The sequence below is a fragment of the Weissella thailandensis genome, from assembly GCF_001932615.1.
Classification (GTDB): Bacteria; Bacillota; Bacilli; order Lactobacillales; family Lactobacillaceae; genus Weissella; species Weissella thailandensis.
The window spans coordinates 1,318,175-1,339,181 of sequence record NZ_CP014332.1; the positions used below are offsets into that span (position 1 = coordinate 1,318,175).

The window sequence follows — 21,007 nt, forward strand, 5'->3', positions numbered from 1 at the left end:
AAACCTCCCTTTAAGGTTTTCATTAATAAAACTAACTTTTATTTTTCTTGTAACCAGTCAGCTGCTTGCTTAAAGGCGTCTGCGATACCAGCTGGGTTTTTACCACCAGCTTGAGCCATATCAGGGCGACCACCACCGCCACCACCAATTGCTGGCGCGATTGCCTTTACTAGTTCACCAGCTTTAATACCCTTTTTAACTGCTGATGGAGAAACTGCAACCAATAGGTTAACCTTTTCACCCAGGTTAGCACCCAAAACTAATACATCTGATGGTGTACTTTGCTTCCACGTATCAGCAGTCGAACGCAACACGTCCATTGATTCAACCGCCATTTCAGTTGCAATTAGTGTATAGTTATTAACCTTTTGTGGGTTTGCAAACGCAGCATTAGCTTCTTGATTAGCCAATTTTTGCTCAAGAGAAGCTGACTGACGTTCTGCCTCTTTAAGTGCTGTTTGTAGGACAGAAATCTTATCATTAATTTCAGAAAGTTGTGGTGCTTTCACTTGTTCTGCTGCCTTAGCTAGCCAACTATCATGCAACTTGAACAATGCCATTGCACCAGCACCAGTAACTGCCTCTATACGTCGAATACCAGCACCTGTTCCTTGTTCACTAACTATTTTAAACATACCTAATTCGGCTGTTGAATTAGCGTGTGTACCACCATCAAACTCAACATTATAATCACCAATTGAAACAACTCGGACGGTTTCACCATACTTTTCAGTAAAGACTGCTACCGCACCCAATTTTTTAGCGTTTTCAATATCTGTCTCAATCCATGAAACGGGCAAATTATCAATAATCTTTTGATTAATAACATCTTCGATTTCCTGTAATTTTTCAGTTGGCACTGAACCATTATAACTAAAATCGAAACGTAATCCTTCTGCAGTAACAAGTGATCCAGCTTGTGTCGTATGCTCTCCAAGAACATTACGTAAAGTTTGATCTAACAAATGTGTGGCCGTATGGTTTTTTGATACCGCATCATGATATGGACGATCGACATCAAGTTTGTATAGCTTACCGCTAGACATTGGTGCACTGACAGACAAGGTATGTAAATGTTGTCCATTCGGTGCATTTTGCACATCAGTTACCTTAGCAACTACTTGACCAGATTCATCATAAATTGTACCAAGATCAGCGACTTGACCACCCATCTCAGCATAGAAAGGCGTCTTTGCAAAAATTGCTTGTGCTTCACCTGTATTAACTTCTTCAACTAACTTATTGTCGACAATTAGATTAGACAACTCAGACTGTTCAACTGTTAATTCTGACCAACCAACATATTGAGATGGTGTCTTTAAACCTGTCAATAATTCATTTTGAACACCCATCGAAGTGTTGTTAGAACGTGCTGCACGTGCTCGGTCCTGTTGTGCTTTCATTTCTTTATCAAAGCCAGCACGATCGACTTTCAAGCCTTCATCAACAGCATACTCTTCTGTTAACTCATATGGGAAACCATAGGTATCATATAGTTTAAACGCAACCGCACCGTCAATGACTCCCTGATCATTCTTAGCCTTTTCAATCACACCATCCAATAATGACAAGCCATCAGTCAATGTCTTATTGAAACGAATTTCTTCTGCTTCAACAATTGAAGAAATATAGTCAGCATTATCAGCAATCTCAGGATAATACGAAATCATGATTTGACCAACGACGGGGACAAGTTCCTTTAAGAACACTTGACTGATACCTAATTTACGGCCGTGCAAAACAGCACGACGTAGTAGTCGACGGATAATGTAGCCACGTCCTTCATTAGAAGGTAATGCACTATCACCAATAGCAAAAGTCACGGCACGAATATGATCAGCAATCACCTTGAAGGAAATGTCCTTTGTATCATCTTCACCGTACTTATACTGTCCTGAAATTTCTTCAGTTTTATGAATAAGTGGCAAAAATAAGTCTGTTTCAAAATTAGTCTTAGCGTGCTGGAACACAGATACAACACGCTCTAATCCCATACCAGTATCAATGTTTTTTGTTGGCAACTCAGGATAGTCTTTATTATCTGTCAAACCAGGTAGGTGGTTAAATTGTGAGAAAACTAAATTCCAAATTTCTAAGTAACGTTCATTTTCACCACCAGGATAATTTTCTGATTCATCAGGGTCGTTAAATTCTTCCCCCCGATCGTAAAAAATCTCAGAATCAGGTCCTGAAGGTCCCTCACCAATATCCCAAAAGTTATCTGGTTCATCATAAAGATGGTCCTTAGGTAGACCAACCTTATTTAACCAAATATCTTTGGTCTCATCATCATCTGGATACACTGTCACATATAATTTATCTGGATCCATACCGAACCATTCGGGACTTGTTAGTAATTCCCAAGCCCATGGAATCACTTCTTCCTTAAAGTAATCACCAATTGAAAAGTTTCCCATCATTTCAAATAACGTATGATGACGGGCTGTATGACCAACGTTTTCAATATCATTTGTTCGTATTGACTTTTGTGCATTTGTAATCCGGTGATTATCAGGAACAACTGTTCCATCAAAATACTTCTTCAAAGTCGCCACACCAGAATTAATCCAAAGAAGAGTTGGATCGTTTTGTGGGATCAGTGATTGTGATGGTTCAATTTTGTGCCCTTTACTTTCAAAGAAGCGCAAGAATAAGCTACGAACCTCAGCCGATGATAATTCTTTCATCTTTAATGTAAGCCTCATTTCAAAAAAATATTAAATAAAAAACAGGCAGTCATTGCAATAACAGAGACGCTCATACGCGGTACCACTCCGATTGCAATGATTGTCTGTATCATTACCTCTTTAATTGCTAATATCGCTAGCACGCGGTTCACTTTCGTAAACAAATATAATGGGTAGCGTCAAACAACTCTTAGCGTTGTTCCCATCAAACACAACGTTTCTGTATGCTCTAAGAAATAATCTGACATGTCCTTGTGGGTATTATATCATATCCGTTAATGTTTTTCTTACTTTTTAAAACTTGAAATATTTTTGTAAATATAAATTAACGGATTATTTACCGTGCGACCTTTTTTTCGCTTTTTTAGCAGCACGTAACGTCTCACGCTCTTCAACGCGTTTCTTATATTTTGCATCACGAGCAATATTATTTTTAATTTGTCGTTTATAACCCGGCTTAACGCGCTTCTTCTTCTTTTTCACCATACCAATCATGGTTGGATCTAATTTAGCAGTTGTCTTTGCACGTTTCTGACGACGACGACGATCATAACCTGATTTCAACTCACCATGTGCATAGGTCATTGGCTCAAATTTCACGCCCATATTTTCAACCATTTGGACACGATTTTCTTCATCTGGATTATAGATTGTAATAGCTGTTCCAGACATCCCGTTTCGGCCTGTTCGACCAACTCGGTGAATAAAGAACTCTAGCTCTGTTGGAATACCATCATTGATAATTAGTGAGACACCTGGAATATCAATTCCTCTGGCCGCCAAATCAGTAGCAACGACATATTGATAATCTAAATGTTGAATTTGTTGCATCGTTCGCTTACGCTCACGTGGTTGAATACCACCATGGATTTCAGCAACTTTTAAGCCACGACTACGTAAACTTTTTGTTAACTCATGTGCCCTTTTTTTGGTATTTGCAAAAACTAATGCCAAATATGGGTTTCCCATCGTTAATAAGTTATAAACTAAAGTATCTTTAGATTCACCCTTTGTACCCACCAAAATATTTTTAATGGTTGGCGCAATCACTGTCTCTGAAGGAATTTCTTCAATGACAGGATTTGACAAATATTTTTTCAAAAATGGTTGTAATTTCTGTGGAATCGTTGCTGAAAAGACGTGCATTTTCAAATCTTCAGGCATTGCGCTCGCAATCGCATCTACGTCAGGTAGAAAACCTAGATCAAGTGTCATATCTGCTTCATCTACGACTAGTGTGCTAGCCGTATGAATATCTAGTTCACCAGCTTGGTATAAGTCTTTAATACGACCAGGCGTTCCAATAACAATTTGTGGCTGCTTATTTTTTAGTTGATGAATTTGACGACTTTTATCCATTCCACCAACATACAAGCTAATCCGTGGTTGATCAGATTCTGAAAAAGTACTACCTAATTGCTTTGCTGCCTCATAGATTTGTTGTGCTAATTCTCGTGAAGGTGTTGTAATAACTGCCTGTACGTTTTGATTTTCAGCATCATATTGTTGAAAAATTGGAATTAAAAAAGTATGGGTCTTCCCTGATCCCGTCTGTGACTGTCCAACTACTGAATGTCCCTGTAAAATCACTGGAATAAGTTTTGCTTGCACAGCTGTTGGTTCTTTAAAATGTAATGCCGTCAGAGCTTCATAAATCTCTGACCGTAAATTATAATCGGTAAATTTCGCCATTATCTTTTTGTTTGCTCCTTTAGTAAATTATCTGTTTCATGAATGATGTCATTAATTTCATCTATATTCTTTGCTTTTGCGCCAGCCGCAAATTCATGGCCACCGCCACCATGTCGCTTGGCAATTTCATTAATAATGATGCCACGTGATCGTAATCTTACCCTGAAATAACCATCATCTTGTTGTTCAAACACCGCCCATGCTTTGACCGTATTCACTTTACCTAGTAATGGCACAATAAACGCCGTACCAAAATCTCCCAGGTTAAAATTTTCAACAATGTCACTAGTTAAAATAATATAGTTGAAACCATTTGACGTCGTTATCATATTTTCATAGACAAAACCGGATGCTTTGGCGGCTGGTAATGAAATTGTATCCATTTGCTGGTTGATTTTGACCCAATCAAAATTAAATTTCATCAACTTAGCAACAATGTTCATTGTCTCAGAGCTTGTACCATATAAAAAGCGTCCCGTATCGCCAACGATTCCTGAATATAAAAATGCAGCACCTTTATCCGATAATTTTAGTTCATCAGAAAATTCTTGATAAAATGAAAAAATCATCGCTGATGTTGATGAGGCATCTTCTATTACCCAAGTATAATCACCATATGGTTCATCGTTTGGATGATGGTCTATTTTTACTAATACCTTACCATATTCAAACCGACGATCATCTACTCGTGGTGAGTTCGCTGTATCAGTGACAATAACTAAAGCATCATCATATAAACTATTTGGAATTTTTTCCATTTGGCCCATCCAAGCCATACTTGGTACCGCTTTACCAACAACATGTACCTGTTTCTCAGGAAATGATGTTTTTATTAATTCCGCTAAACCAAATTGTGACCCAAAAGCATCAGGATCTGGTCTTTGATGACGATGAATAATTATTGTGTGTGCAGCCTTTATTTGCGCTAATATTGCTGTTTGCGCTGTCATAAGCAAATCTCTATTCTATTTAAAAATTTTCATTAACTAACAATTGTGTTAATGATATATGAATCAACAATATATGTAAGTATATCAGAAAAATCACATGAGTTCCTACTCATATAAAGGTAATACGACATTTTCAAAAGATAGTGCTGCCAAATTGGTCATTGTTAACCCAAGCAAACGAATGGGGTTTTGATAACCACCAAGTTCATCCAAAATATCTTGTGCAACACGATAAATTTCATCTTCGTCATTCGGAAAAAAATCGATTCTTGTCGCACGATGAGTAGCCGTTTGAAATTCATCATCTCGAATTTTTAGCACCAACGTTTTACCATGTAACTGTGATTTAATCAATGATTTCACTAACTTACCGGACAAGTCTTTTAATTCATCAATCACTGCTTGTTCAGAATCTAAAAATGGGCCATACGTTCTTTCTTTACCAATCGATTTACGTTCTCGTTGCCAAACAACCGGACGATCATCGACACCTCTAATTCGCTCATAAAAAATATAACCACTTTTCCCGAATGTATCGGCCAATTTATTTTGCGTTGTATTAAACAAGTCCTTACCGTTATGAATACCTAACGACACCATTTGTTCAGCAGTTTTAGTACCAACACCACGCATCTCATTAATCGGCAACATATCTAGAAACGGACGAATATCCCCTGGATTGATAACCGTTAACCCACTTGGCTTATTATGTTCGGAAGCTAATTTTGCTAAAAATTTATTAAAAGAAATGCCCACTGAACTCGTCAAACCAAGCTCTTCATAAATAATCTGCTGTAACTCATGGGCCAACTGAATTGGATCATCTATATTTGGTATGTTCTCTGTAATGTCTAAATAAGCTTCATCAAAGGCTACTGGCTCAATTTTATTGGTATAACGTTTAAAAATTTGATGAAGTTGCTGAGAAACGTCACGATATTTAGAAAAATTTGGCGTAACAAAAACCGCTTGTGGTGCCAAACTTAAAGCTTCAGCAGCGCTCATTGCCGAATGAACTCCTAATTCACGTGCTAAATAGTTTGCAGTTGCAACCACTCCCCGGCCACCTGTTTTACGAGGATCGTTCGCCAAGATTAACGGCACTGATTTATAATCAGGATTATCACGCATTTCAATTTGTGCATAAAAAGCATCCATATCAATATGCAAAATTTTCCGATTCGTATTCAAATGGATTGGTATCTCTAACAAATTGGCCATGAAATCCCCCCTTACTAATCAAACTTATTTACTTTCATCATAAGACATTCTTATAAAATTACATATAAAAAGCCTTTGAAAAATATTACTAGCAATACTAGCATTTTTCAAAGACTCATCTCACAACTTATAAAGCTTATTTTTCTTCACTTTTTTGCGCATCAGTAGCTTCCTGATTATCATCAGAATCTGCTTCAGACTCATTAACTTCAGGCGCTTCTCCTGTTAGTTCTTCTGTCGTAACTGGTGCATTAGCTTCTTTAACAACTTGACGAATAGCTGATAATTCAAAAACCAAGATCACACCTTCTGCATCTAAATCAAAAGTATGTGCTTCTTTATTAACTGCTGCAATAGTACCATGCATACCACCAATGGTAATTACTTCAGCACCAGCTTGAACATTATTAATCATAGCTTGGCGCTTCTTTTGTTGCTTTTGTTGTGGGCGAATCATAATAAAGTACATAGCGGCGATAAATACAACTAAAATAAGTATATTTGCGTTCATAATAAATTTAAACTCCTTAAGTATATTGACTAATTTTAAAACAATCTAGCATTTGGCTCAAAATAACCGTACTTACGTAAAGTCTCTTCTCTAAATTCAAGTAAACGGTCTTCTGCAATTGCTTGACGAACATCTTCCATCAATTTCAGCAAATAACGTAAATTATGTACTGATGCAATTGTTTGTCCATATAATTCATTTGTTTTGAAAAGGTGATGTAAATAAGCTTTGGTAAAATGCTGCGAACCATAATCTTCAGTCTCAGGATCAATTAATGAAAAATCATCTTTATATTTTGCATTCTTAATCACAATGCGACCATTTGAAGTCATCAAGGTTCCCTTACGACCAATTCGAGTTGGTAGCACACAATCGAACATATCAATACCACGAATTGCAGCATCGATTAGTGAATCTGGAGCAGCTACCCCCATTAAATACCGTGGCTTATTTTCTGGTAGAAACGGTACAGTAAAATCAAGTACACGATTCATTTCTGGTTTTGACTCACCAACTGACAAGCCCCCAATAGCATAACCCGGTAAATCTAAGGATACCAAATCCTGTGCAGACTGCTTTCGTAATTCACGGAAACCTGCCCCTTGAACAATACCAAATAAAGCTTGATCTTGTTCACGTTTATGAGCCTTTTGTGCTCTTTCCGCCCATCTCGATGTTCGTTCAACTGAATTTTTAACATAATCATATGTCTCAAAATAAGGAATTGCTTCATCCAGTTGCATCATGACATCTGAGCCAAGATTATTTTGAATTCGCATCGCAACCTCTGGCGACAAGAACATCTCGTCACCATTTAAATGATTTCTAAAGGTCACCCCGTCTTCAGTAATGTGATTATGATCTGATAATGACCAGACTTGAAAGCCACCTGAATCAGTTAGGATTGGACCATCCCAATTCATAAATTTATGCAAACCACCAGCTTTAGCAATTAACTCGTCTCCTGGTCGTAACCATAAATGATATGTATTTGATAAAATGAATTGTGAATTAATCTCTTTTAATTCACGTGGTGACACACCTTTTACAGTCGCTTGTGTACCCACAGGCATAAACATTGGGGTCATAACTTCCCCATGCGGTGTTGTAATTTTCCCTAATCGTGCACCTGTATGCTTTTCAACGTGAAGCAATTCATACTTCACTGCGTAATCCGACATATCAAATTTCCTTTCAATTCTCTACAAACAAACTAGTATCCATTATATCAGAAACATCGGTTTCATAACGGGTGGATTTTTGTTTTACCCACGTTATATCGATTTTAAAATAAAAAAGTTACCAAATACTCGGTAACTTTTTTATAAATAATATGTATCCATAATTCACTATGGACGTTACAGGGATCGAACCTGTGACCCCCTGCTTGTAAGGCAGGTGCTCTCCCAGCTGAGCTAAACGTCCATTAATGCATCGCGACGTCCTATCCTCGCAGGAGGCGATCCTCCAACTACTTTTGGCGCTACTGAGCTTAACTACTGTGTTCGGTATGGGAACAGGTGTGACCTCAGTGCCATCATCACGACACGTTTTTGTTGAGTGAACTTAGTTCCCTCAAAACTGAATCATAATTGCTTATTTTTTCTTGCCTTACACCACTTGCTACTTGGTTAAGTCCTCGAACCATTAGTACTAGTCCGCTCCATGTGTCACCACACGTCCACTTCTAGCCTATCTACCTCATCATCTCTGAGGGGTCTTACTTCATTTCTGAATGGGAAATCTCATCTCGAGGCGAGTTTCACACTTAGATGCTTTCAGCGTTTATCTCATCCGTACATAGCTACTCAGCGATGCTCCTGGCGGAACAACTGATACACCAGTGGTACGTCCACCCCGGTCCTCTCGTACTAAGGGCAGCTCCTCTCAAATTTCCTACGCCCGCGACGGATAGGGACCGAACTGTCTCACGACGTTCTGAACCCAGCTCGCGTACCGCTTTAATGGGCGAACAGCCCAACCCTTGGGACCGACTACAGCCCCAGGATGCGATGAGCCGACATCGAGGTGCCAAACCTCCCCGTCGATGTGGACTCTTGGGGGAGATAAGCCTGTTATCCCCAGGGTAGCTTTTGTCCGTTGAGCGATGGCCCTTCCATGCGGAACCACCGGATCACTAAGCCCTACTTTCGTACCTGCTCGACTGGTAAGTCTCACAGTCAAGCTCCCTTGTGCCTTTACACTCTGCGAATGATTTCCAACCATTCTGAGGGAACCTTTGGGCGCCTCCGTTACTTTTTGGGAGGCGACCGCCCCAGTCAAACTGCCTGCCAGACACTGTCTTCCACCACGCTTAGTGGTGTGAGTTAGAGTGTTCATACAACGAGGGTAGTATCCCACGTTTGCCTCCATCGAAACTAGCGTCCCGATTTCTACGGCTCCTACCTATGCTGTACAAGCTGCACAAACACTCAATATCAAGCTACAGTAAAGCTCCATGGGGTCTTTCCGTCCTGTCGCGGGTAACCCGCATCTTCACGGGTCTTTAAATTTCACCGAGTCTCTCGTTGAGACAGCGCCCAGATCGTTACACCTTTCGTGCGGGTCGGAACTTACCCGACAAGGAATTTCGCTACCTTAGGACCGTTATAGTTACGGCCGCCGTTTACTGGGGCTTCAATTCGTACCTTCGTCGAAACTAAGTACTCCTTTTAACCTTCCAGCACCGGGCAGGTGTCAGCCCCTATACGTCATCTTACGATTTTGCAGAAACCTGTGTTTTTGATAAACAGTCGCCTGGGCCTATTCACTGCGGCTCAGCTTGCGCTGAGCACCCCTTCTCCCGAAGTTACGGGGTCATTTTGCCGAGTTCCTTAACGAGAGTTCACTCGCTCACCTTAGGATGCTCTCCTCGACTACCTGTGTCGGTTTGCGGTACGGGCAGGTAAACACTAACTAGAAGCTTTTCTCGGCAGCGTGACATCACAGACTTCCCTACTTTATTTCGGTCCCCATCACAACTTGTCCGTATAAGTGCAAGCATTTAACTCACACTAAGACTTATTGCTTGGCCCAGCATTTCCAGCAGCTGGGATCCGTTAGCCTTCTGCGTCCCTCCATCGTTCAAACATGTTCACCTGGTACAGGAATCTCAACCTGTTAGCCATCGACTACGCCTTTCGGCCTCGCCTTAGGTCCCGACTAACCCTGGGAGGACGAGCCTTCCCCAGGAAACCTTAGTCATATGGTGGACAGGATTCTCACCTGTCTTTCGCTACTCATACCGGCATTCTCACTTCTAAGCGCTCCACCAGTCCTCACGGTCTGACTTCATTGCGCTTAGAACGCTCTCCTATCGCGCCACTTACGTGGCACCCGTAGTTTCGGTGGTGTGTTTAGCCCCGGTACATTTTCGGCGCAAAATCACTCGACTAGTGAGCTATTACGCACTCTTTAAATGGTGGCTGCTTCTGAGCCAACATCCTAGTTGTCTATGCAACTTCACATCCTTTTCCACTTAACACACACTTAGGGACCTTAACTGACGATCTGGGCTGTTCCCCTTTCGACAATGGATCTTATCACTCACTGTCTGACTCCCGGACATACGTGATTGGCATTCGGAGTTTATCTTAGTTTAGTAACCCGAGATGGGCCCCGCACCAAAACAGTGCTCTACCTCCAACACGCTTTCTTCCGAGGCTAGCCCTAAAGCTATTTCGGAGAGAACCAGCTATCTCCAAGTTCGATTGGAATTTCACCGCTACCCACACCTCATCCCAACATTTTTCAACATGTATGGGTTCGGGCCTCCAGTGCGTTTTACCACACCTTCACCCTGGACATGGGTAGGTCACCTGGTTTCGGGTCTACAACAACATACTCAGTCGCCCATTTCAGACTCGCTTTCGCTACGGCTCCGGTCTTTCCACCTTAACCTTGCATGTTATCGTAACTCGCCGGTTCATTCTACAAAAGGCACGCTATCACCCATTAACGGGCTCTAACTTGTTGTAGGCACATGGTTTCAGGAACTTTTTCACTCCCCTTCCGGGGTGCTTTTCACCTTTCCCTCACGGTACTGGTTCACTATCGGTCACTAGGGAGTATTTAGCCTTACGAGATGGTCCTCGCAGTTTCCAACTGGATTTCACGTGTCCAGCCGTACTCAGGATCCTACACGGGAGTTTGCTTACTTTCGCATACGGGGCTATCACCCAGTGTCGCTCAGCTTCCCAGCTGATTCTGCTAATAAACAAATTTGTAACTCCACAACGGTAGTCCTACAACCCCAGAGTGCAAGCACTCTGGTTTGGGCTTCTCCGTGTTCGCTCGCCGCTACTGACGGAATCGATTTTTCTTTATTCTCCTGTTGCTAATGAGATGTTTCAGTTCACAACGTCTACCATCGTTTAACTATGTATTCATTAAAACGATAACTTGCATAACAAGTTGGGTTCCCCCATTTGGAAATCCCCGGATCAAAGCTTACTTACAGCTCCCCGAGGCATATCGGTGTTAGTCCCGTCCTTCATCGGCTCCTAGTGCCAAGGCATTCACCATGCGCCCTTAATAACTTAACCGATCAACTTACGTTGATGATTTCGTTTGAGTATTGTGACTCAATGGCCACAAGCGATTTTAAACTTATTTAAAAAACTCAAAAAATTACGCGGTGTATTTTTTCGGCTCAATTTAATTGATAAAAATCAATTTAAATGAATTTAAAAATTTACAATTATGATTCAGTTTTCAAAGAACTAATGCTGAGTGTTAACCACTCAAAACTAAATATCGTTTCGACGAATGTGTAGGATTCCGATTTTCCTTAGAAAGGAGGTGATCCAGCCGCAGGTTCTCCTACGGCTACCTTGTTACGACTTCACCCTAATCATCTGTCCCACCTTAGACGGTTGGCTCCTAAAAGGTTACCGCACCGGCTTTGGGTGTTACAAACTCTCATGGTGTGACGGGCGGTGTGTACAAGACCCGGGAACGTATTCACCGCGGCGTGCTGATCCGCGATTACTAGCGATTCCGACTTCATGTAGGCGAGTTGCAGCCTACAATCCGAACTGAGACATACTTTAAGAGATTAGCGTACCCTCGCGGGTTAGCGACTCGTTGTATATGCCATTGTAGCACGTGTGTAGCCCAGGTCATAAGGGGCATGATGATTTGACGTCATCCCCACCTTCCTCCGGTTTGTCACCGGCAGTCTCACTAGAGTGCCCAACTGAATGCTGGCAACTAATAATAAGGGTTGCGCTCGTTGCGGGACTTAACCCAACATCTCACGACACGAGCTGACGACAACCATGCACCACCTGTCACCTTGTCCCCGAAGGGAACATCCTATTTCTAGGATTTGCAAGGGATGTCAAGACCTGGTAAGGTTCTTCGCGTTGCTTCGAATTAAACCACATGCTCCACCGCTTGTGCGGGTCCCCGTCAATTCCTTTGAGTTTCAACCTTGCGGTCGTACTCCCCAGGCGGAGTGCTTAATGCGTTAGCTGCGACACTCAAGGGCGGAAACCCTCGAACATCTAGCACTCATCGTTTACGGTGTGGACTACCAGGGTATCTAATCCTGTTTGCTACCCACACTTTCGAGCCTCAACGTCAGTTACAGTCCAGAAAGCCGCTTTCGCCACCGGTGTTCTTCCATATATCTACGCATTTCACCGCTACACATGGAGTTCCACTTTCCTCTACTGCACTCAAGTTATCCAGTTTCCAAAGCCCTTCCTCAGTTGAGCTGAGGGCTTTCACTTCAGACTTAAATAGCCGTCTGCGCTCGCTTTACGCCCAATAAATCCGGATAACGCTTGGAACATACGTATTACCGCGGCTGCTGGCACGTATTTAGCCGTTCCTTTCTGATAAGATACCGTCACACACTGAACAGTTACTCTCAATGTCGTTCTTCTCTTATAACAGTGTTTTACGAGCCGAAACCCTTCATCACACACGCGGCGTTGCTCCATCAGGCTTGCGCCCATTGTGGAAGATTCCCTACTGCTGCCTCCCGTAGGAGTATGGGCCGTGTCTCAGTCCCATTGTGGCCGATCAGTCTCTCAACTCGGCTACGCATCATCGCCTTGGTAAGCCATTACCTTACCAACTAGCTAATGCACCGCGGGTCCATCTCTTAGTGATAGCAGAACCATCTTTCAATTAACAACCATGCGGTTGTTAATATTATACGGTATTAGCACTTGTTTCCAAATGTTATCCCCTGCTAAGAGGTAGGTTACCCACGTGTTACTCACCCGTTCGCCACTCTTTGTCAAGAAAATCACATCAGAGCAAGCTCGTCAGATCAATTAAAGACAAAGCGTTCGACTTGCATGTATTAGGCACGCCGCCAGCGTTCATCCTGAGCCAGGATCAAACTCTCATTTTAAAAGTTTGAGTATAACTCAATTTGTTGTTATTTGTTTAACAGAAGTTAAACGAATTTATTAGTGAATTGACTTCACAAATGTTTTGTATCAAGTAAATTACTTGATGACCCTACACATTTGTTTCATCGAAACGATATTCAGTTTTCAATGATCAACATCACGTCAATAAAGACGTGAAGCGGACGACGGGAATCGAACCCGCATTCCCAGCTTGGAAGGCTGGAGCACTAGCCGTTGTACTACATCCGCAAAGTGTTTATCCGTATCAACAACAATATTTATAATACACATTTGTTCTGACAAAGTCAACACTTTTGTTATTTAAATTAATTTATCTTCTATGTCTATCCTTAATGGTGAATAAACATTGCATCCCCGAAACTGAAAAAGCGATATTTTTCAGTTACAGCATGCTTATAAGCATTTAAAATATTATCACGACCTGTAAAAGCAGCCACTAACATCACTAAGGTTGACTTAGGTAAATGGAAGTTAGTAATAAACGCATCCACAACTTGCCACTTAAATCCTGGCTTGATAAATATATCCGTCCAACCAGAATCTGCATGTAATGTACCGTCAAACTTCGCACCTATCGTTTCAAGCGTACGAATTGATGTCGTTCCTGTTGCGACAATTCGGCCACCATTAGCACGAACCTCGTTCAATGTCTGTGCAGCTTCTTCACTTAATTGATAAAATTCGGAATGCATTTTATGATCATCAATATTGTCTTCTTCAACTGGTCTAAACGTACCTAAACCAACATGTAAAGTCAGCTCAATCAGTTTAATCCCTTTATCAGCCACTTTTTGCAACAATTCAGGCGTCCAATGCAATCCTGCAGTTGGTGCAGCAGCTGAACCATTAACCTTTGAATAAACCGTCTGGTATCGTTCTTGATCTTCCAGCTTCTCTTTAATATATGGTGGTAATGGCATTTCTCCTAGTTCTTCTAGAATCTCCAAAAAAATACCATCATAATGGAACTTAATCATACGACCACCGTGTTCTAGCTCCTCTGTCACTTCCGCAGTCAATCGTCCATCACCAAAAACTATTTTTTGACCAACTGGATATTTACGTGCCGGTTTCACAAGAGTCTCCCAAACATCATCTTGATCTTGACGAAGTAATAAGACCTCAACATGACCACCGGTTTCTGGTCGTACACCATAAAGTCGTGCTGGCAAAACACGTGAATTATTCATGACTAAGGCATCACCCGGATTCAAATAGTCAATGATGTCATAAAAATGACGATCATGTAATTCTCCAGTATCTGCATTTAGTTCTAATAAACGTGAACCATCACGTTTCTCCAATGGTGTTTGTGCAATTAATTCATGTGGCAAATCATAATCAAAGTCATTTAAACTAGTATATGTTTCCGTCATTTATCTTTACTCCTAACTATTTTTTATCAGGTAATGGTAATTGTAAGTGTTCATATGCTGCTAAAGTAACCACTCGCCCTCGTGGTGTTCGCTGTAAAAAGCCAATTTGTAATAAATATGGCTCATAAACCGATTCAATCGTATCAATTTCTTCACCAATATTAGCCGCAATTGTACCAACGCCGACTGGGCCCCCTTGGTAAAATTTGATCATTGTCTCTAAAATCTTATGATCTACCTCATCAAGTCCCATGCCATCTATTTGCAATAAGGCGAGTGAAAAATTAACCATTTCATCGTTAATTATTTGCAAGCCTTTCACAGTTGTAAAATCACGAACGCGTCGCAATAAACGATTTGCTATTCGTGGTGTTCCTCGTGATCGTCGCGCAAGTTCATAAGCACCCTCATCAGCAACTTCAATATTAAATATATCGGCTGAACGTTTAATAATCTCTGATAATTCAGTTGCCGTGTAATATGCCATATGTTCAACAATGCCAAAACGATCACGTAAGGGTTGCGATAACATTCCTGCCCGGGTCGTCGCACCAATCAACGTAAAGGGTGGTAATGGAAAATGAATCGGGTGCGCATTAGGACCTTCGCCAGCAATAATGTCAACATAAAAATCTTCCATTGCTGAATATAACATCTCTTCAACTTGCTTAGGCAGACGATGGATTTCATCAATAAATAAAACATCGCCTGGAGCAAGTTCATTTAACAATGCCAGTAAATCACCAGACTTTTCAATCGCTGGACCAGATGTTGTCCGCAAATTGACTCCCATTTCGTGAGCCACAACCATTGCTAAGGTTGTCTTCCCTAATCCTGGTGGACCATATAATAACATATGATCCAATGGTTCTGAACGTTGTTTTGCCGCCTCAATATATACCTGCAATCTTTGTTTTAAATCTTCTTGACCAATATACTGCTGCAATGTACTGGGACGTAACGTTTGTTCAATCGACTGTTCACCAGTGTCAGTAGACATATCATGTAAAAAGTCCTCTGCCATTTATTTCCCCCAAAACCTTACTGCAATAATTTCAAGCCTGCACTCACGTATTCTGCAGTAGATAAGTTTGTTTGTTTTGTTAATTCTTTTTCAACACGTTTCGTATCCTTCTTTGCATATCCTAAAGCCTCTAAGGCTAATAAAGCATCAACTAATGCTGAATTTTCCCCATCTGCTGGCAGCGGATCATTATGCTCAACTGACAATGTCAAATCAGCAAGCTTATTTTGCAAATCTAAAACAATTTGTTGCGCTGTCTTTTTACCAATACCGGGAAACTTTGTTAAAAAGCTAATGTCATTTTGCATAATGGCATTAATTAGCCCTGTATGGTCACTGTTTGCCAAAATTGCCAAAGCCGATTTAGGCCCAATACCTGAAACGTTCAATAATTTTTGAAATAAATCTTTATCTTCTTTATTTGAAAAGCCATATAAAGCTTGTTCGTTGTCACGAATTATCTGTTCAACGTAAACAGTCATTGTGTCATTCAAAGAAAAGGTATATGGATTAGCAACTAACACCCGATAACCAATTCCTTGTATGTCGATTACAATATAGCTTGGCAATATTGCTGTTATAGTACCTTTTAGATATTCGTACATGTTCTTCTCCAATTCTACAAGTCACTGCTTACATTATAGCAGAAAAATTCCAGCTATTTTTAATTTACCGTGATTGTTAAATTCCAGAATGTGAAATTTTGTACAATAATATTCACACTTTATTCACATTTACTAGTTATTATTTAACTATCGACTTAAAGATAAGTAACGAGAAAGCCTACGCTCATTGCTTGGTCGTTTCGTCGCCCACATGACGAAGAGTTTTTACTTTCCTAGTAAATCTACTCAATTAACATATCTCTTATTAAACCTACAACAAAAAAGTACTGGTTAATAGCCAGTTCTTTTTTGTTGTAGATTTTATCACGTGCATGAATACTACAAAACGAGTAGAATGGTTATTTATAAAAAACAAATCAACAGGAGACAATCATGCTAAAAGAAAAATTGTCTGAGTTGCCTACTTGGCGCCGAAACTTGTTTGTACTTTGGTTTGGTGTTTTCATGACTGGTATTGGATTTAGTGAAGTTATGCCTTTTTTGTCTCTATACGTAGATACATTAGGTGATTTTACTAAAAATCAATTAACATTCTATAGTGGACTAACTTTTTCTATCACTTTTTTAATGACTGCAATTATATCGCCTTTTTGGGGGAAATTAGCTGATAGCAAGGGACGTAAACTGATGTTGTTGCGTGCATCATTAGGAATGGCTATTGTGTTTTTCCTAATGGGAGCAGCCCAAAATATTTGGCAACTTATTTTCTTTCGTGCGTTACAAGGTCTATGTGGTGGCTTCATTTCAAATGCAAATGCCATGATTGCTACCCAAACCCCAAAAGACAAATCAGGCTATGCTTTAGGGACACTAGTCACTGGTGTAACCGGCGGACAGCTAATTGGTCCATTCATCGGTGGTATTCTTGCTTCAATTGTGAGCTATCGTTTGTCTTTCATTATTACTGGTATTATATTCTTACTAGTATTTACCCTTGTCATTACCTTGGTCAAAGAAGAGTTTACCCCAATTGCACCTGGCGAATCATTATCACGCAAAGAAGTATTTAAACAGTTAAAGCACCCCCAGTTAACGATTAGCTTATTTCTAACAACCTTTATCATTCAAATCGTTAATCAGTCCATCAGCCCAATTGTTGCCCTTTTTGTCCGTGAACTAAATAACGGCAATAGTGGTACCACATTCTGGGCCGGAGTTGTTGCTGCCATGCCTGGTATTGCAACCATGCTTGCTGCACCAAAATTTGGAAGATTAGGTGATCGCATTGGTACACATCGTATCATGTTAATTGGATTTACACTGGCATTTTCATTTATGTTACCCACAGGATTTGTCACTGCAGTTTGGCAACTAGCCATCTTACGTTTTATGATAGGTATTTCCGATGCCACGATGCTACCTGCGGTTCAAACACTAATATCTAAAACAACGCCATCGCAGATTACTTCACGTATCTTTGCATACAATCAATCATTCCAATCATTAGGATCGGTTGCTGGACCAATAATGGGAACAATTGTTGCAATGTTTTTCGATTATAGAGGTATCTTCATTGCAAGTGCCCTCTTGATAGTCGTGAATGCTGTACTATTCTTTTATCGTACTAAATCATTAAAAAATGATGATTCACTTAATTTATAAAAAAACCTTGATGTTCTTTTCAACTAGTTAGCAACATAACTAGCAATGAAAAACACCAAGGCTTTTTTTAATCAACATTTATACGACGAACCATGTGATATAACACTAATAGCGCAAATTGTAGCGCCCCAAATGAAATAACAAATACCAAACTATGCATTGATATAGAGGCCGTAAATAGTTTAATAACTTTTTGTGGATCACTAACAATTTCCCATGAATTAATACGCAAAAACCGACCTAGGTAAATACCATATGCCGAAACAAAAGACAAAATCATATAAAATAATATCGTCCAAAGGGTTGAAGATTTTTGACAATAGACCCGACCAACAATGTGTGCTGAAGCAATTCCTAATATTAACCCAGTTAATACACCCACTGCTAAAATAGCATAATTAAAAAATTGGGTTTCAGTCATTAATCCGGTACCAATCGATGACAAATGACTAAAATCGGTCACCATATACATGGCATTTGGAAAAAATGCTAACCAACCCAGTGTTATTAACCCCTTTACAAGACGATGCTTCTTGGCATAGCGAATTAATAAGGCTAAATCAAATGGTATCAATGCTAAAAATATATTCCAAATTAAAAAATTATAGTTGGTTGGTACCAACCAAATGACCAAAAGCATGCCTAAAATAACGACGTGCACCCTGATAATATCCGTTTTCATTTTTTCTTCCAATACTTTGTTTCTTAACCTGATAAAAACATTTTACAGGACGTACGATAAATGCATCATAAAAATAACTTATTTAAGCGTTTCAGTTTTTGCATGAACTTTATTCGTATATGGTATTTCATACCAATTAATATCCCCAACAACAATCTGCACCTGACCAGCCATTTCGTCAGTAACTGCCTGCTTAAATGCCGTCATTTCTGAATCAGCAACCGCAACAGTCAGCGTTACATCAGTCGCATAGGCTGTATCTAAAACTTGATAATCATTCTGCCCTAACCAATATTTCAGCGGATCAAATTGCTTATAAGCAATTTGTAAACGTACTTCATGTCGCTGAATCCGTTCAATCAAGCCGCTCGCTTCAACACCGCCAACAACAGTTCCTGCATAAGCTCTAACAAGTCCACCGGCACCAAGCTTAATACCACCAAAATAACGCGTTACAACCACGGCAACATCACGAATAGCATTATTTTTTAAAACTTCTAACATCGGTACACCAGCTGTGCCGGCCGGCTCACCATTATCAGAATATCGTTGTATTTCATTACGATCGCCTAATAGATATGCCCAAACATTATGTGTTGCCTTACGATGGGTCAAACTAATACTATCGATAAATTGTTTCGCTTCTTCTTCATTTGACACACGCGCGATATTTACAATAAACCGAGACTTTTTGATAACTTGCTCCCAGGTTATCTGTTGCTTAGCAATTGTGATATATTTTCCCAACTCTTCAACGTGTTCAACCTGATTTCCCGCCATATTATCCTCCTTTTTAATTAATAAAACTCGTTTATTCTCAGCTTTACCGAAAATAAACGAGCTATAAAATTTCCAAATATTTAATCGACCTTACTCTTCGTATTCAAATTGGAAATCTAAAATCTGTACAGTATCACCATTCTTCGCACCAGCTTCATGGAGAGCCTTATCAACACCCATAAACCTAATTTGACGTGCAAAACGCATTAATGATTCTGTAAAGTTTGTATTTGTACGCTTAAACAATCGTTCAATTTCATCACCAGATAGAATCCAAGTACCATACTCATCTTGTGATAATTCGAATGGTTGCTCACGTCCCTCAAATTCATAATTTGCTTGTTCATCATCAGTTGCTACCATGCCCTTTGGTATAAAGGCAGGTGTCTCATCCAACAAGTCAGCTGTACGACGTAACAAAGGCTCCAAACCTTCACGTGATAATGATGAAATTGGCATGATTTCAATATTATCAGGTACACTATCATCTTTACGAAGTTGCTCTTCAAACATTTCAAGAGCAGTTTGAGCGTCCGGCATATCCATCTTAGTTGGTACAACAATTTGTGGACGCTCTAATAATGCTGGATCGTAGGCTGCTAATTCTTGATTGATTTTTATATAATTATCGTAAGGATCCTGTTCCGGATCAACACCTGACATATCAATCATATGCAAAATAACTCTAGTTCGTTCAACATGACGTAAGAATTGGATTCCTAATCCGACACCATCCGAAGCTCCTTCAATCAACCCAGGTAAGTCAGCCATAACAAAATCACGCCCATCATCTAAACGTACCATACCTAGGTTAGGCACTAAGGTAGTGAAATGATAAGCTGCCACCTTTGGCTTTGCTGCTGTTACGACTGATAATAACGTTGATTTTCCAACTGAAGGGAAGCCAACTAGCCCCACATCTGCCAATACTTTCAATTCTAATGAAATATCTAATTCTTCACCTGGTTCACCATTTTCAGCAATCTCAGGAGCGGGGTTTTTCGATGAAGCAAACCGAATATTACCACGACCACCACGGCCACCTTGGGCAATAACTAACCGTTGCCCTTTTTCAGTCAAATCACCAATGACTGCATCAGTTTCCGTGTTTGTAATCGTTGTTCCTTGTGGGACTTTAATAACTAAATCTTCTGCTGATTTTCCTGTCATCCCCTTGGTAGCACCATTACCACCAACTTGCGCCTTAAAGTGGTGCTGATAACGGAAATCCATCAGCGTACGAAGCCCCTCATCAACAACCATGATGACTGATCCACCATGGCCACCATCTCCACCGAAAGGACCTCCCATATCAATATATTTTTCGTGGCGGAATGAAACTGCACCATCCCCACCTTTTCCTGCTTTAACAAATATTTTTACTTGGTCGACAAACGCCATCGTTCATGACCTCACTTTCTTTTTTAGCTGCCTTGTAGCCAACTGTAAACTGTCGTGTTACATTTT

At 40.3% G+C, this 21,007-nt stretch carries 13 protein-coding genes, 2 tRNA genes and 3 rRNA genes; 1 reads left to right on the forward strand and 17 read right to left on the reverse strand.

Features of this window, described 5'->3' with window-relative positions; genetic code table 11:
• Positions 1–38: 38 nt before the first annotated feature.
• From alaS to ruvA, 14 genes are all read right to left on the reverse strand, one after another.
• The gene (gene alaS, locus FOL01_RS06495) at positions 39–2,687 is read right to left on the reverse strand and encodes an alanine--tRNA ligase (RefSeq protein ID WP_075269877.1); all 2,649 of its coding nucleotides are present in this window, start codon (positions 2,685–2,687) and stop codon (positions 39–41) included.
• 333 nt (positions 2,688–3,020) lie between these two features.
• Positions 3,021–4,379 carry a DEAD/DEAH box helicase gene (locus tag FOL01_RS06500; RefSeq protein ID WP_075269878.1) on the reverse strand — a complete coding sequence of 453 codons (1,359 nt, stop codon included), beginning with the start codon at positions 4,377–4,379 and terminating at the stop codon, positions 3,021–3,023.
• Entirely contained in the window at positions 4,379–5,329 is a 951-nt protein-coding gene (locus FOL01_RS06505) for a DHH family phosphoesterase (protein ID WP_075269879.1), read from the reverse strand. The genes FOL01_RS06500 and FOL01_RS06505 overlap by 1 nt, the downstream gene beginning before the upstream one ends.
• Before the next feature lie 105 nt (positions 5,330–5,434).
• The gene (dinB, locus tag FOL01_RS06510; RefSeq protein ID WP_075269880.1) at positions 5,435–6,550 is read right to left on the reverse strand and encodes a DNA polymerase IV; all 1,116 of its coding nucleotides are present in this window, start codon (positions 6,548–6,550) and stop codon (positions 5,435–5,437) included.
• Between the two features lie 136 nt (positions 6,551–6,686).
• Positions 6,687–7,061, reverse strand: a complete 375-nt coding sequence (gene yajC / locus FOL01_RS06515) for a preprotein translocase subunit YajC (protein WP_075269881.1) — start codon at positions 7,059–7,061, stop codon at positions 6,687–6,689.
• Between the two features lie 35 nt (positions 7,062–7,096).
• Entirely contained in the window at positions 7,097–8,242 is a 1,146-nt protein-coding gene (gene tgt, locus FOL01_RS06520) for a tRNA guanosine(34) transglycosylase Tgt (RefSeq protein ID WP_075269882.1), read from the reverse strand.
• 171 nt (positions 8,243–8,413) lie between these two features.
• Positions 8,414–8,486 (reverse strand) — tRNA-Val (locus FOL01_RS06525).
• A gap of 6 nt (positions 8,487–8,492) precedes the next feature.
• Positions 8,493–8,609, reverse strand: a 5S ribosomal RNA gene (gene rrf, locus FOL01_RS06530).
• A 79-nt stretch (positions 8,610–8,688) separates the two neighbouring features.
• A 23S ribosomal RNA gene (locus FOL01_RS06535) occupies positions 8,689–11,605 on the reverse strand.
• A 249-nt stretch (positions 11,606–11,854) separates the two neighbouring features.
• A 16S ribosomal RNA gene (locus FOL01_RS06540) occupies positions 11,855–13,428 on the reverse strand.
• Together the 16S, 23S and 5S rRNA genes with 2 tRNA genes alongside form the textbook arrangement of a ribosomal RNA operon.
• 178 nt (positions 13,429–13,606) lie before the next feature.
• Positions 13,607–13,678: transfer RNA gene (locus FOL01_RS06545), tRNA-Gly, on the reverse strand.
• 101 nt (positions 13,679–13,779) lie between these two features.
• A complete protein-coding gene (queA, locus tag FOL01_RS06550; protein ID WP_075269883.1) occupies positions 13,780–14,826 on the reverse strand; it encodes a tRNA preQ1(34) S-adenosylmethionine ribosyltransferase-isomerase QueA in 1,047 nt (348 codons plus the stop codon).
• 16 nt (positions 14,827–14,842) lie between these two features.
• Positions 14,843–15,850 carry a Holliday junction branch migration DNA helicase RuvB gene (gene ruvB / locus FOL01_RS06555; RefSeq protein ID WP_075269884.1) on the reverse strand — a complete coding sequence of 336 codons (1,008 nt, stop codon included), beginning with the start codon at positions 15,848–15,850 and terminating at the stop codon, positions 14,843–14,845.
• Between the two features lie 17 nt (positions 15,851–15,867).
• Positions 15,868–16,455 (reverse strand): Holliday junction branch migration protein RuvA, encoded by a 588-nt coding sequence (ruvA, locus tag FOL01_RS06560; RefSeq protein ID WP_075269885.1) that lies wholly within the window; start codon positions 16,453–16,455, stop codon positions 15,868–15,870.
• Positions 16,456–16,848: 393 nt separating this feature from the next.
• Here ruvA and FOL01_RS06565 point away from each other — a divergent pair, with 393 nt between their 5' ends.
• Entirely contained in the window at positions 16,849–18,078 is a 1,230-nt protein-coding gene (locus FOL01_RS06565; protein WP_075269886.1) for a multidrug efflux MFS transporter, read from the forward strand.
• Positions 18,079–18,145: 67 nt separating this feature from the next.
• Here the strand turns inward: FOL01_RS06565 and FOL01_RS06570 are convergent, their stop codons facing one another.
• From FOL01_RS06570 to obgE, 3 genes are all read right to left on the reverse strand, one after another.
• Entirely contained in the window at positions 18,146–18,760 is a 615-nt protein-coding gene (locus tag FOL01_RS06570; RefSeq protein WP_075269887.1) for a DUF1361 domain-containing protein, read from the reverse strand.
• A 78-nt stretch (positions 18,761–18,838) separates the two neighbouring features.
• Positions 18,839–19,540, reverse strand: a complete 702-nt coding sequence (locus FOL01_RS06575; protein ID WP_075269888.1) for a YigZ family protein — start codon at positions 19,538–19,540, stop codon at positions 18,839–18,841.
• Positions 19,541–19,630: 90 nt separating this feature from the next.
• Entirely contained in the window at positions 19,631–20,941 is a 1,311-nt protein-coding gene (gene obgE, locus FOL01_RS06580; RefSeq protein WP_075269889.1) for a GTPase ObgE, read from the reverse strand.
• Positions 20,942–21,007: the final 66 nt, after the last annotated feature.

Bases quoted from the DNA above. Each gene is read 5' to 3' on its own strand.
- alaS (WP_075269877.1), bottom strand. From the start codon at position 2,687: ATGAAAGAATTATCATCGGCTGAGGTTCGTAGCTTATTCTTGCGCTTC.
- FOL01_RS06500 (WP_075269878.1), bottom strand. From the start codon at position 4,379: ATGGCGAAATTTACCGATTATAATTTACGGTCAGAGATTTATGAAGCT.
- FOL01_RS06505 (WP_075269879.1), bottom strand. From the start codon at position 5,329: ATGACAGCGCAAACAGCAATATTAGCGCAAATAAAGGCTGCACACACA.
- dinB (WP_075269880.1), bottom strand. From the start codon at position 6,550: ATGGCCAATTTGTTAGAGATACCAATCCATTTGAATACGAATCGGAAA.
- yajC (WP_075269881.1), bottom strand. From the start codon at position 7,061: ATGAACGCAAATATACTTATTTTAGTTGTATTTATCGCCGCTATGTAC.
- tgt (WP_075269882.1), bottom strand. From the start codon at position 8,242: ATGTCGGATTACGCAGTGAAGTATGAATTGCTTCACGTTGAAAAGCAT.
- queA (WP_075269883.1), bottom strand. From the start codon at position 14,826: ATGACGGAAACATATACTAGTTTAAATGACTTTGATTATGATTTGCCA.
- ruvB (WP_075269884.1), bottom strand. From the start codon at position 15,850: ATGGCAGAGGACTTTTTACATGATATGTCTACTGACACTGGTGAACAG.
- ruvA (WP_075269885.1), bottom strand. From the start codon at position 16,455: ATGTACGAATATCTAAAAGGTACTATAACAGCAATATTGCCAAGCTAT.
- FOL01_RS06565 (WP_075269886.1), top strand. From the start codon at position 16,849: ATGCTAAAAGAAAAATTGTCTGAGTTGCCTACTTGGCGCCGAAACTTG.
- FOL01_RS06570 (WP_075269887.1), bottom strand. From the start codon at position 18,760: ATGAAAACGGATATTATCAGGGTGCACGTCGTTATTTTAGGCATGCTT.
- FOL01_RS06575 (WP_075269888.1), bottom strand. From the start codon at position 19,540: ATGGCGGGAAATCAGGTTGAACACGTTGAAGAGTTGGGAAAATATATC.
- obgE (WP_075269889.1), bottom strand. From the start codon at position 20,941: ATGGCGTTTGTCGACCAAGTAAAAATATTTGTTAAAGCAGGAAAAGGT.